This is a genomic window from Pseudomonas sp. PDM01 (assembly GCF_014852325.1).
In the GTDB taxonomy this organism is placed as follows: domain Bacteria; phylum Pseudomonadota; class Gammaproteobacteria; order Pseudomonadales; family Pseudomonadaceae; genus Aquipseudomonas; species Aquipseudomonas migulae.
In genome coordinates this window covers 369,059-381,953 of sequence record NZ_JACVBK010000002.1, presented here as the reverse complement: position 1 = coordinate 381,953, position 12,895 = coordinate 369,059, and the positions used below count along the sequence as shown (strand labels likewise).

The window sequence follows — 12,895 nt, the reverse complement described above, 5'->3', positions numbered from 1 at the left end:
TCGTCGCTCGGGAGATTTGATATGGCCTATCAGTTCGACTTTCTGCCGGTGGTGCAAAACACCGACCTGCTCGTGCGCGGTGCGCTGTTCACCCTGGAACTGACGGCCATCGGTGCGGTGCTCGGCGTCGGTCTGGGCATTGTCGGCGCGCTGGTGCGGGCGTGGAATATCCGCCCGTTCTCGGCGATCTTCGGGGTTTACGTCGAGTTGATCCGCAACACGCCGTTTCTGGTGCAGTTGTTTTTCATCTTCTTCGGTTTGCCATCGCTGGGCGTGCAGATTTCCGAATGGCAGGCGGCGGTGTTGGCGATGGTGATCAACCTCGGCGCTTATTCGACCGAGATCATCCGCGCCGGCATTCAAGCGATCCCTCGCGGGCAACTGGAAGCCGCAGCGGCGTTGGCGATGACCCGATTCGAAGCCTTCCGCCATGTGGTCCTGCTACCAGCGCTGGGCAAGGTGTGGCCGGCGCTGAGCAGCCAGATCATCATCGTGATGCTCGGCTCGGCGGTCTGTTCGCAGATCGCCACCGAAGAGCTGAGTTTTGCCGCCAACTTCATTCAGTCGCGCAACTTCCGCGCTTTTGAAACCTACGCCCTGACCACGCTGATCTACCTGTGCATGGCGCTGCTGATCCGCCAATTGCTGAACTGGATCGGTCGTCGTTACATAGCAAGGAGCAGCCAATGAGCGATTTCACGTTCTGGGACATCGTGCGCAACTTGCTCACAGGCCTGCAATGGACGCTGGCGCTGTCGCTGGTGGCGTTTATCGGCGGCGGGTTGATCGGGTTGCTGATCATGGTCATGCGCATTTCGAAAAATGCCCTGCCGCGCAACGTTGCACGCACCTACATCGAGCTGTTCCAGGGCACGCCGCTGCTGATGCAGTTGTTCCTGGTGTTTTTCGGGGTGGCGCTGGCCGGGGTGGAAATCTCGGCGTGGATGGCGGCGGCGATTGCCCTGACCCTGTTTACCAGCGCTTACCTGGCGGAGATCTGGCGCGGTTGCGTGGATTCGATTCCCAACGGTCAGTGGGAAGCTTCGTCGAGCCTGGCGCTCAACCCGCTGGAGCAACTGCGCTACGTGATCCTGCCGCAAGCGTTGCGCATCGCCGTGGCGCCGACCGTGGGTTTCTCGGTGCAAGTGGTCAAAGGCACCGCCGTGACCTCGATCATCGGCTTCACCGAACTGACCAAGACCGGCGGGATGCTCGCCAACGCGACCTTCGAACCGTTCATGGTCTACGGCCTCGTCGCCCTCGGCTACTTCCTGCTCTGCTACCCCTTGTCCCTCAGTGCGCGCTACCTGGAAAGGAGACTGCATGCCTCTGCTTAGAATTTCCGCCCTGCATAAATATTACGGCGACCACCATGTACTCAAAGGCATCGACCTCAGCGTCGAGGAAGGCCAGGTGGTGGCGATCATCGGCCGCAGCGGCTCGGGCAAATCGACCTTGCTGCGCACGCTGAACGGCCTGGAGTCGATCAACGACGGCGTGATCGAAGTCGACGGCGAATACCTCGATGCCGCGCGCGCCGATTTGCGCAGCCTGCGGCAGAAAGTCGGGATGGTGTTTCAGCAGTTCAACCTGTTCCCGCACCTGACGGTGGGCGAAAACGTGATGCTTGCGCCGCAAGTGGTGCAAAAAGTGCCCAAGGCCAGAGCGGTGGAGTTGGCGCGGGAGATGCTGGAACGGGTCGGGTTGGGCGAGAAGTTTGATGCGTTCCCGGATCGGCTGTCCGGCGGGCAGCAACAGCGCGTGGCAATTGCCCGGGCGCTGGCGATGTCGCCGAAGGTGTTGCTGTGCGATGAGATCACTTCGGCGCTGGACCCGGAACTGGTCAATGAGGTGCTGAGCGTGGTTCGGCAACTGGCCAAGGAAGGTATGACGCTGATCATGGTCACCCATGAAATGCGCTTTGCCCGGGAGGTTGGGGACAAGTTGGTGTTCATGCATCAGGGGAAGGTGCATGAGGTCGGGGATCCGAAGATTCTGTTCGCGAACCCGCAGACGGCGGAGCTGGCGAATTTTATCGGGACGGTCGAAGCGACAGCCTGAAAGACCTTCAGTGGCTGTTATGTCGCCTTCGCGGGCAAGCCTCGCTCCTACAGATTCAGGCTGTTCGCGGAACATTCACCCACCGCCAACCTGTAGGAGCGAGGCTTGCCCGCGAAGGCGTCCGTAAGATCACTGATCTTTCCTGCTCAGGATCAAGGCTTTGCGCCGTACGCGTTGGCGTCAGCGTTTGATCGTGGCACGATGTCGAGGTTATCGACCGAGACCCCCTGACCATGCCGCAATCCCAAGCCAAGAATCTGTCCCTGATCGCCGCAATCGACCTGGGCTCCAACAGCTTTCACATGGTCGTGGCCAAGGCCCAGAACGGCGAAATCCGTATTCTCGAGCGTCTCGGGGAGAAGGTTCAGCTGGCCGCCGGCATCGACGAAGAGCGCCACCTCAACGAAGAATCCATGCAGCGCGGCCTCGATTGCCTGAAGCGTTTTGCCCAACTGATCAGCGGTATGCCGCCCGGCGCCGTGCGGATCGTGGGCACCAACGCCTTGCGCGAAGCTCGTAACCGCGTCGAATTCATCCGCCGCGCCGAAGAAATTCTCGGCCACCCGGTGGAAGTCATCTCCGGTCGTGAAGAAGCGCGCCTGATCTACCTCGGCGTGTCCCACACCCTCGCCGATACGCCGGGCAAACGCCTGGTGGCCGACATTGGCGGCGGCAGTACCGAATTCATCATCGGCCAGCGCTTCGAGCCGCTGCTGCGCGAAAGCCTGCAAATGGGCTGCGTCAGCTACACCCAGCGTTATTTCAAGGACGGCAAGATCACCCCGGCCCGCTACGCCCAGGCGTACACGGCGGCGCGGCTGGAGATCATGAGCATCGAACACGCCCTGCATCGCCTGACCTGGGATGAAGCCATCGGCTCCTCGGGCACCATCCGTGCGATCGGCCTGGCGCTGAAAGCCGGCGGTCACGGTACGGGCGAGGTCAACGCCCAAGGCCTGGCCTGGCTCAAGCGCAAGCTGATCAAGCTCGGCGACGTCGAGAAAATCGATTTCGAAGGCATCAAGCCTGACCGCCGGGCGATTTTCCCGGCGGGCCTGGCGATTCTCGAAGCGATCTTCGACGCCCTCGAACTGCAACGCATGGACCACTGCGAAGGCGCACTGCGCGAAGGCGTGCTCTATGACCTGTTGGGCCGTCACCATCATGAAGACGTCCGTGAGCGCACGCTCAGCTCGCTGATGGAGCGCTATCACGTCGATCTGGAGCAAGCGGCACGGGTCGAGCGCAAGGCACTGCATGCGTTCGATCAGGTGGCGGAGGATTGGGAGCTGGACGACGGCGTCTGGCGCGAACTGCTCGGCTGGGCTGCCAAGGTCCATGAAGTGGGCCTGGACATCGCTCACTATCAGTATCACAAGCACGGCTCATACCTGATCGAGCACTCGGACCTCGCCGGGTTCTCCCGCGAAGACCAACTGATGCTCGCGCTCCTGGTGCGTGGCCACCGCCGCAATATTCCCCGGGACCGGTTTGCCGATTTTGGCGATGAAGGCATCAAGCTGATTCGCCTGTGCGTGCTGCTGCGCTTTGCGATCCTGTTCCATCACATCCGCGGCACCCAGGAAATGCCTCAAGTGGCGCTGCACGCCAATGGTGACAGCCTGGAGGTGTTGTTCCCGGAAAACTGGCTGGACGACAACCAGCTGACTCAGGCTGACTTTGCGCTGGAAGCTGAATGGCTGACGCGTGTGGGTTTCGTGCTCAACGTCCGGTAACCCCCCGAAAAGCGCTCGCCGTACACGGTTCTGTAGGAGCACGGCTTGCCGGCGAAGGCGATTTCGAGGACGCCTTCGCGGGCAAGCCTCGCTCCTACGGGTCTGCGCGCTCAGGCTCCTACAGGGAATGGTGGTAGTGGAAACAAAAATGGCGATCCGCAGGGATCGCCATTTTTTTATGCCGCGTGACGGTTAACGCACCGCCAGAATCGGGCTGCCCAACCGCTCCAGCAACGTGGCCTGGGCACTGCGTGGGTTCTGGTTGCCGGTCGGCGTGTTGCGGACGTAACGGCCGTCCGCCTGCAGGCTCCAGCTGTGAGTGTTATCGGTGAGATAAAGCTCCAGCTCTTTCTTGACCCGCATGATCAGCTTCTTGCCTTCCACCGGGAAGCAAGTCTCGACGCGCTTGTCGAGGTTGCGTTCCATCCAGTCGGCACTGGAGAGGAACATCTGCTCCTCGCCACCGTTAAGGAAGTAAAAGACCCGGGTGTGTTCCAGGAAGCGGCCGATGATCGAGCGCACGTGGATGTTGTGCGAAACCCCGGCGATGCCCGGACGCAGGCAGCACATGCCGCGCACCACCAGATCGATGCGCACGCCGGACTGGCTGGCCTTGTAAAGCGCGCGGATGATCTTCGGATCGGTCAGCGAGTTGAACTTGGCGATGATGTGCGCCGGTTTGCCGTCGAGGGCGAACTGAGTCTCCCGGGCAATCATGTCGAGCATGCCCTTCTTCAGGGTGAACGGCGCGTGCAACAGCTTCTTCATGCGCAGGGTTTTACCCATGCCGATCAGCTGGCTGAACAATTTGCCGACGTCTTCGCACAGGGCGTCGTCGGAGGTCAGCAAGCTGTAGTCGGTGTACAGACGGGCGTTGGCCGCGTGGTAGTTGCCGGTACCCAAGTGGGCGTAACGCACAATCTCGCCAGCTTCGCGACGCAGGATCAGCATCATCTTGGCGTGGGTCTTGAAGCCGACCACGCCGTAGATCACCACCGCACCGGCCGCTTGCAGACGGCTGGCCAGTTGCAGGTTGGACTCCTCGTCGAACCGCGCGCGCAATTCGATCACCGCGGTGACTTCCTTGCCGTTACGCGCCGCATCCACCAGCGCATCGACGATTTCCGAGTTGGCGCCGGAACGGTACAGCGTCTGACGCACCGCCAATACGTGCGGATCCTTCGCCGCCTGACGCAGCAAATCGACCACCGGCGTAAACGACTCGAACGGGTGCAGCAGCAGAATGTCCTGCTTGCTGATCACGCTGAAAATGTTCTCGCTGTTCTGCAGCAGTTTCGGGATCTGCGGCGTGAACGGCAGGTATTGCAGCTCGCGCTGACTGTCGAGGCCGGTGATGCTGAACAGGCGGGTCAGGTTGACCGGACCGTTGACCTGATACAACTCGGTCTCGTGCAGGTTGAACTGCTTGAGCAGGTAGTCGGACAGGTGTTTCGGGCACGTGTCGGCCACTTCCAGACGCACCGCGTCACCGTAGCGACGGGAGAACAGCTCGCCGCGCAGGGCGCGGGCCAGGTCTTCCACGTCTTCGGTGTCGACGGCAAGGTCGGCGTTTCGGGTCAGGCGGAACTGGTAGCAGCCCTTGACCTTCATGCCCTGGAACAAGTCATCGGCGTGCGCGTGGATCATCGACGACAGGAAGACATAGTTGTCGCCAGGGCCGCCGACTTCTTCCGGCACCTTGATCACTCGCGGCAGCAGACGCGGGGCCGGGATGATCGCCAGACCGGAATCGCGACCGAAGGCATCGATACCTTCGAGCTCGACGATGAAGTTCAGGCTCTTGTTCACCAGCAACGGGAACGGGTGCGTCGGGTCGAGGCCGATCGGGGTGATGATCGGCGCGATCTCGTCGCGGAAATAACGGCGGACCCAGGTTTTGAGCTTGGTGGTCCAGTAACGGCGACGGATGAAGCGGACCTGATGTTTCTCCAGTTCCGGCAACAGAATGTCGTTGAGGATGGCGTACTGGCGGTCAACGTAACCGTGTACCAGCTCACTGATCCGGGCCAGGGCCTGGTGCGGTTGCAGACCATCGGCGCCAGCCTGTTCACGGGCGAAGGTGATCTGCTTCTTGAGGCCGGCCACACGAATTTCGAAGAACTCATCCAGGTTGCTGGAGAAAATCAGCAGGAACTTCAGCCGTTCCAGCAACGGATAGGACTCGTCCAGCGCCTGTTCCAGCACGCGGATGTTGAACTGCAGTTGCGAGAGCTCGCGATGGATGTACAGGCTGCTGTCATCCAGGCCCGGAATGACAATCGCTGGCGCCGCCGGCGCGGTTTCGACCACTACCGCAGGCGGAGCAGGCTCCAGCTCCGGCGGGGTTTCGGCGATCGGCTCCACCACGGGTTGAGCCTCTTGTACTGCAACTTCAGTGAGTCCTTCGGTATTCATCGAATGTTCCTGGGAGGGCTATTTTTGCTCTCGTAACAATTGAGCAGCACGTACGGCAAAGTAAGTCAGGATGCCATCAGCGCCTGCACGTTTAAAAGCGGTCAGGGATTCGAGGATAACCCCTTCGCTCAACCAGCCATTCTGGATCGCCGCCATGTGCATGGCGTATTCACCGCTGACCTGATAAACAAAAGTCGGCACTTTGAATTCTTCTTTGACCCGGTAAAGGATATCCAGATACGGCATGCCTGGCTTGACCATGACCATGTCTGCGCCTTCTGACAAGTCCGCCGCCACTTCGTGCAGGGCTTCGTTGCTGTTGGCCGGGTCCATCTGATAGGAGGCCTTGTTGGCTTTGCCCAGATTCAGCGCCGACCCCACCGCATCGCGGAACGGGCCGTAATAGGCGCTGGCGTACTTCGCCGAATAGGCCATGATCCGCACGTTGACGTGATCGGCCAGCTCGAGGGCTTCGCGGATCGCCTGAATGCGACCGTCCATCATGTCCGACGGGGCCACCACTTGAGCACCGGCTTCGGCGTGGGACAGGGCCTGCTTGACCAGTGCGTCGACGGTAATGTCGTTTTGCACGTAGCCTTCTTCGTCGAGGATACCGTCCTGACCGTGGGTGGTGAACGGGTCCAGCGCGACGTCGGTGATCACACCCAGTTCAGGGAACTGCGCACGCAGGGCGCGAGTGGCGCGCTGGGCAATGCCGTCGGGGTTCCACGCTTCGGCGGCGTCCAGCGACTTGAGTTCCGGTGGTGTGACCGGGAACAGCGCCACGGCTGGAATCCCCAGTTCAACCCACTTGGCCGCTTCTTCCAGCAACAGGTCGATGGTCAGGCGTTCAACGCCAGGCATCGAGGCCACCGCTTCGCGACGGTTTTCACCGTCCAGCACAAACACCGGCAGGATCAGGTCATCGACGGTCAGGACGTTTTCACGAACCAGTCGACGCGAGAAATCATCACGGCGGTTACGGCGCAGGCGGGTGGCTGGAAACAAGCGATTGGCGGGGGTAAAGCTCACGGCAGACTCCTGAGCCCGCGCTGGCGGGCGAGCGTGACAGTTATAAGCGGCCATTATGACCGTGGTATTACAGTTGTGTGCACCCCCGCGACACGTAGTCGCATTCCATTGTCCTTGTAGGAAATGTTCACGTCGAGACACATTTGGACACTTTCATGAATGTGCACGAAGGGTTAGGCTGCGCGTTCATTTCGCCAGCACCCAGACAATGCTCCAACAATTTCTGCATGACTTCGGCTACTTTGCCCTTTTTCTCGGCACGTTCTTCGAAGGCGAAACCATCCTGGTGCTCGCAGGCTTCCTCGCGTTCCGTGGATACATGGACATCAACATCGTGGTGGTCGTGGCGTTTTTCGGCAGTTATGCCGGCGACCAGCTGTGGTACTTCCTGGGACGCAAGCACGGCCGCAAGTTGCTGGCGCGCAAGCCTCGCTGGCAGATGATGGGCGACCGGGCACTGGAACACATTCGCAGGCACCCGGACATCTGGGTGCTGAGCTTCCGTTTTGTCTACGGTTTGCGCACGGTGATGCCGGTGGCGATCGGCCTGTCGGGTTATCCGCCGGGACGTTACTTGTTGCTGAACGGGATCGGCGCCGCGATCTGGGCGGCCGCACTGGCGGCTGCGGCCTATCACTTCGGCGCTGTGCTCGAAGGCATGCTGGGCAGCGTCAAGAAGTATGAGCTATGGGTACTCGGCGCCCTGCTGGTGCTGGGCTTTGCCTTGTGGCTGCGTCGCCGCTTCAAGAATGCGCGCCTGGCCAAGCAGGTCTATGCCGAAGAGCAGGCCTTGAAAGCCGAACAGGCCAAGGCCGCCGAGGTCAAGACGCCAAGCGAGTGAAACGGTTTCTGCAACAGTAGAGACCGATTCCGCTGAGCAGGCTGTAACTCAGCAGGCCGACCCAGCCCACCGCGCTGGCCGGCCACAGCCCGACCAGCGGTGCCAGCCACACCAGCGGCACGTTCGACGCCAGCCGCAGCAGCTCCAGCTTCAACGCCCACGGGCGATTCTCCAGGGCCACGCCCAACGTAAACAACCCCAGCGCCAAGGCGCTCCAGCCGAGCACCAGCGCAGCGGTCGGCAGGTGCGGCTCAAAGTTCATCAAGTAACTGCCCAGCGCGATGTAGACGCAGAACTGCAACAGCACATAAATCTGCTGACGCCCATCCAGCGGCACTTCGAATTTGCGGAACTGGCTCAAGTCCGGTTTGCTCATCGGGTACTTCGCCGCCACGTCCACTGGCCGCCAACCGGTGCGCATGAACCAGATCCGCAGCTTGTCCCACGTGCTTTCAGCCCGTCGCGCGTCATCCCATAGCTGCGCGTAAAACTGCACGTTCGCCCACAACGGATTCCAGCTCGCCAGCGGCGTGGTCACGCCGAAAATCACCGGCTCGTTGTCGTCTTCTTCCTGGAACGAGCCAAACAGACGGTCCCAGATAATGAACACCCCGCCATAGTTGCGATCCATGTAGAGAGCGTTCTGTGCATGGTGGGCCCGATGGTTGGATGGCGTGACGAAGAACCACTCGAACCACCCGAGCTTGGGAATGTGCCGGGTATGCACCCAGAATTGATACAGCAGGTTCAGCGCGGCAACGCTGACAAACACCAGCAGCGGCACGCCGAGTACCGCCATCGGCAGGTAGAAAATCCAGCTCAACAGGAAACCGGTACTGGTCTGGCGCAACGCCGTGGAGAGGTTGTAGTCCTCGCTCTGGTGATGCACCGAATGTGCGGCCCAGAGGATGTTGCGCTCGTGGCCCATGCGATGCAGCCAGTAGTAGCAGAAGTCGTAGAGAACGAAGGCGAACACCCAGACCCAGACGCTGTCGGCAGAGAGTTCGAACAGCGCCAGATGCTTGAGCGCGAAGGCATAGGTCACCAGCCCCACGCCCTTGGTCAACAGGCCCGTGGTGGTCGACAGCACGCCGGTGCTGATGCTGTTGATCGCGTCGGCCACCCGATAGTTGCTGACCCCGCGCCAACGGTCGGCCAGCAGCTCGACGGCAATCAGCACAAAGAAGAACGGCACCGCATACAGAATGAAGTCCATGACGCGCCCTGATCGGAATCTTGAGGACAGATGCTAGGTGTAGCCGCGAATTGAACCTATGGCAACGAGTGACAAATTAGTGGACATTTAACGCCATGAATCTGGAGAAAAGCCCATGAGCAAAAAAATTGCAGTGATCCTTTCCGGCTGTGGCGTCTACGACGGCGCCGAGATCCACGAAAGCGTGATTACCTTGCTGCGACTGGATCAGCGCGGCGCGCAGGTGCAGTGCTTCGCCCCCAACATCGCGCAGTTGCACGTGATCAACCACCTGACCGGCGAAGAAATGCCCGAGTCGCGCAATGTGCTGGTGGAGTCGGCGCGGATCGCCCGGGGCAACATCAAGGATATTCGCGAAGCTGACGTCGAAGAGTTCGATGCGCTGATCGTGCCGGGTGGTTTTGGCGCGGCGAAGAACCTGTCGAACTTCGCCATCGAAGGCGCTGGCTGCACCGTGCAACCCGATGTTCTCGCCCTGACCGAGGCGTTTGCCGAAGCGGGTAAACCGGTCGGGCTGATCTGCATCTCGCCGGCGCTGGCCGCGAAGATTTATGGGCCGGGCGTGACCTGCACCATCGGCAATGACGCCGATACCGCCGCCGCGATGAACAAGATGGGCGCCACTCACAAGGATTGCGCAGTGACTGACATCGTTGAAGACAAAGCACGCAAGCTGGTGAGCACACCGGCGTACATGCTGGCGCAATCGATCAGCGAAGCAGCGTCCGGCATCAACAAACTGGTCGACCGCGTGCTCGAACTGACCCACGAAAACGACGCCTGACACGGATTACTGTAGGAGCTGGCTTGCCAGCGATGAGGCCGTAACATTCAGCGCATCATTTGCTGACTGTTCGATTGCTATCGCTGCGGCGATCCGACAAGCCAGCTCCTACAGGGGTTAACGCAGGGTTCAGGATTTGCGGGTCAGCCGCGTCAGGATCCGGTCCAGCGCATTGGCAAACGCCTGCTTCTCGCGCTCGCCAAACGGCGCCGGCCCGCCGCTCATCTGCCCCTGTTCACGCAAGTCGGTGAACAGGTTGCGCACCGCCAACCGATCACCCATGTTCTGCGCGTCGAACTCCTTGCCTCGCGGGTCCAGCGCCGCCACGCCTTTCTTCACCAAGCGGTCCGCCAGCGGCACATCGCTGCAGATCACCAGCTCACCGGGCACCGCGTGTTCCACCAGATAGTCGTCCGCCGCATCCGGCCCGCTCGGCACCACGATCAACTTCACCAGCGCCAGCCCCGGTTTGATCTGCGGCTGCCCGGCCACCAGCACCACGTCGAACTGACGCTTGAGGGCGAACTTCACTACCAGATCCTTCGCCGCCCGGGGGCAAGCGTCGGCATCGATCCACACGCGCATTGTGTTTTCCTCCGTTAAAAGCTTCGCGGGCAAGCCTCGCTCCTACAGGATTCGCACGTTTTTTGTGCGCGCGTATAACCTGTAGGAGCGAGCGGTGCGGCGACCCGACTTGCCCGCGAATGTGAGCGCAGCGAATGCTGTCAGGAAACCGGTACCCGCCGCTTCTCCGCCACCCAGCTACGCCCATACAACACAATGATCGCAATGATCGCCACCGCCTGCGCACTCAACGAATACGCATCTGCGTGAATACCCAGCCAGTCGAAGTCAAAGAACGGCACCGGCCGTGTGCCGAAGATCCCGGCTTCCTGCAACGCCTTCACGCCATGACCGGCAAACACCACCGACAACGCGCACAACAACCCGGCGTTGATACTGAAGAACAGCGACAGCGGCAGTTTCGCCGAGCCCCGCAGGATCACCCACGCCAGGCCAACCAACAGCACCAGCGCCGTCGCCCCCCCCGCCAACACCGCGTTATGCCCCGCCGGCCCCGCCTGCAACCACAGGGTTTCGTAGAACAGAATCACTTCGAACAGTTCGCGGTACACCGAGAAAAACGCCAGTGTCGCAAAACCGAAACGGCCACCGCCGCCCACCAGGCTGCTCTTGATGTAATCCTGCCAGGCCGCCGCGTGGCGACGGTCGTGCATCCACACGCCGAGCCAGAGCACCATGACCGCGGCGAACAACGCTGTCGCACCTTCCAGCAATTCACGCTGCGAGCCGCTGACATCAATCACGTACGCCGCCAGTGCCCAGGTCGCCAGACCGGCCAGCAACGCCAGGCCCCAACCAACGTTGACGCTGCGCACCGCCGATTGCTGGCCGGTGTTACGCAGGAAGGCAAGGATCGCCGCCAGCACCAAAATCGCTTCCAGACCTTCGCGCAGCAGAATCAGCAGCCCGGAGATGTAACTCAAGGACCAACTCAGGCCATCACTGCCCAACAGGCCGGCAGACTCTTTCAACTTGGCTTTGGCCGCCTCCAGACGCTCTTGGGCCTGGGCCACCGGCAAACCGTCCTGCAACGACTGACGGTACGCCATCAGCGATTTTTCGGTGTCCTTGCGCACGTTGGCGTCGACGTTGTCCAGCGAGCTTTCGACCAGTTCGAAACCTTCCAGGTACGCCGCCACCGACAAGTCATAGGCTTGGTCGTGATCGCCGGCACGATAGGCCGCGATACTTTTGTCCAGCGTTGCAGCGGTGTAGTCGAGCAACTGCGCCGGGCCACGCTTGACCTGCGGCGGTTGCGCACGCTGCGCACGGAAAGTCGCTGCCGCTTGCGGGCCTTCGCCAGCCAGCACTTCGGCTGGGGTCTGACGGGCCAAGTCGGCGATGTTGTAGGTCTTTTCAGATGCGGCTGCGGCCGGATCGGCACTGAAACCGGCGATGTAGGTCGCCAGGTCCCAGCGCTGACGATCGTCCAGCTGGTCGGCGAAGGCCGGCATGTCAGTGCCTTCGACACCCATCCCCAAGGTGTTGTAGATCGCGTACAGGCTCAGGCGATCCAACCGCGCGGCATCGCGCAGATTGGCTGGCGGCGGCGTCAGGCCGACACCGGCTGGGCCATCACCGGCCCCCGCATCGCCATGACAGACCGAGCAATGCTGGGTGTACATCGACGCACCACGGGCTGGATCCGGTGTAATGATCGGCGCCTGACTGACCTCATAGGCCACCGCCAGCTTCGCACCGAGCTGCCGTGCCTGACGGGAAACGTCCGAGCCGTCCTGCCGCGCAGCGATGGATTTGCGCAGTGTGCTGACACCCTGCTCCAGCACCGCTTTTTCCGGCTTGGCCGGCAGGCCGGCGATCAGGCCTTGCAGCACCTTGCTGAATTCCAGCTGCTCGCGGTATTCAGACTCATTGATGACTTTGCCGGACTCGACCGACTCCGGGTAATCGGCGCCGATGTAATCAAGCAAATGCAGCGCTTGCGGCGCACCTTCTACGGTGTCGGCCAGCAGATTGGAACTGCACAAGGCAAACAGCGGCAATACCAGCCAGGCCAAGAAACGGGACGGGGCAGTCATGAATGAATCTCAATTGGAAATACGAAGTAACACATTGTTCACTTCGAATGAGTTTCGCTCAAGCTTTGTTGTCTGAAACGCCGTCGCAGACCTCGATTGGTGCTTTTTCCAGATGATGGCATCTTTATGTTTAGCAGCAATCAAAAAGCCATTACTGCGCCACCTTCCCTGTCTATAATGACGAGC

Annotated in this window: 11 protein-coding genes; 6 read left to right on the top strand and 5 right to left on the bottom strand. The window is 61.0% G+C overall.

Annotated features, from left to right (window positions below):
* Positions 1 to 21 precede the first annotated feature (21 nt).
* The 4 genes from IB246_RS06290 to ppx all read left to right on the top strand — a co-directional run bounded on the left by IB246_RS06290 (position 22) and on the right by ppx (position 3,797).
* Positions 22 to 690, top strand: a complete 669-nt coding sequence (locus IB246_RS06290; RefSeq protein ID WP_008024292.1) for an amino acid ABC transporter permease — start codon at positions 22 to 24, stop codon at positions 688 to 690.
* The gene (locus tag IB246_RS06285) at positions 687 to 1,337 is read left to right on the top strand and encodes an amino acid ABC transporter permease (RefSeq protein ID WP_008024293.1); all 651 of its coding nucleotides are present in this window, start codon (positions 687 to 689) and stop codon (positions 1,335 to 1,337) included. Before IB246_RS06290 ends, IB246_RS06285 begins: the two co-directional genes overlap by 4 nt.
* Positions 1,324 to 2,061: an amino acid ABC transporter ATP-binding protein gene (locus IB246_RS06280; RefSeq protein WP_008040676.1), complete on the top strand. Its 738-nt coding sequence runs from the start codon at positions 1,324 to 1,326 to the stop codon at positions 2,059 to 2,061. The genes IB246_RS06285 and IB246_RS06280 overlap by 14 nt, the downstream gene beginning before the upstream one ends.
* Positions 2,062 to 2,294: 233 nt before the next feature.
* Entirely contained in the window at positions 2,295 to 3,797 is a 1,503-nt protein-coding gene (gene ppx, locus IB246_RS06275) for an exopolyphosphatase (RefSeq protein ID WP_008024297.1), read from the top strand.
* A gap of 192 nt (positions 3,798 to 3,989) precedes the next feature.
* Here ppx and ppk1 read toward each other — a convergent pair whose 3' ends face one another.
* Positions 3,990 to 6,212, bottom strand: coding sequence for a polyphosphate kinase 1 (gene ppk1 / locus IB246_RS06270; RefSeq protein ID WP_008040675.1), 2,223 nt, complete (start codon positions 6,210 to 6,212; stop codon positions 3,990 to 3,992).
* 18 nt (positions 6,213 to 6,230) lie between these two features.
* On the bottom strand, positions 6,231 to 7,244 hold the full coding sequence (hemB, locus tag IB246_RS06265) for a porphobilinogen synthase (protein ID WP_008024300.1): 1,014 nt from the start codon (positions 7,242 to 7,244) through the stop codon (positions 6,231 to 6,233).
* Between the two features lie 208 nt (positions 7,245 to 7,452).
* Between hemB and IB246_RS06260 the strand changes: the two genes are divergently transcribed.
* A complete protein-coding gene (locus IB246_RS06260; RefSeq protein ID WP_008040674.1) occupies positions 7,453 to 8,085 on the top strand; it encodes a DedA family protein in 633 nt (210 codons plus the stop codon).
* Here the strand turns inward: IB246_RS06260 and IB246_RS06255 are convergent.
* Entirely contained in the window at positions 8,066 to 9,301 is a 1,236-nt protein-coding gene (locus IB246_RS06255) for a sterol desaturase family protein (protein WP_008040673.1), read from the bottom strand. The two genes, IB246_RS06260 and IB246_RS06255, sit on opposite strands and share 20 nt — an antisense overlap.
* Before the next feature lie 115 nt (positions 9,302 to 9,416).
* On the opposite strand from IB246_RS06255, the gene elbB reads away from it, so the two are divergent.
* Positions 9,417 to 10,085, top strand: a complete 669-nt coding sequence (elbB, locus tag IB246_RS06250; RefSeq protein ID WP_008024305.1) for an isoprenoid biosynthesis glyoxalase ElbB — start codon at positions 9,417 to 9,419, stop codon at positions 10,083 to 10,085.
* A gap of 129 nt (positions 10,086 to 10,214) precedes the next feature.
* Here the strand turns inward: elbB and IB246_RS06245 are convergent, their stop codons facing one another.
* Both IB246_RS06245 and IB246_RS06240 read right to left on the bottom strand, forming a co-directional pair.
* Positions 10,215 to 10,670 carry a YaiI/YqxD family protein gene (locus tag IB246_RS06245; protein WP_008040671.1) on the bottom strand — a complete coding sequence of 152 codons (456 nt, stop codon included), beginning with the start codon at positions 10,668 to 10,670 and terminating at the stop codon, positions 10,215 to 10,217.
* 140 nt (positions 10,671 to 10,810) lie between these two features.
* Positions 10,811 to 12,709: a cytochrome c/FTR1 family iron permease gene (locus tag IB246_RS06240; protein WP_008040664.1), complete on the bottom strand. Its 1,899-nt coding sequence runs from the start codon at positions 12,707 to 12,709 to the stop codon at positions 10,811 to 10,813.
* Between the last annotated feature and the right edge of the window lie 186 nt (positions 12,710 to 12,895).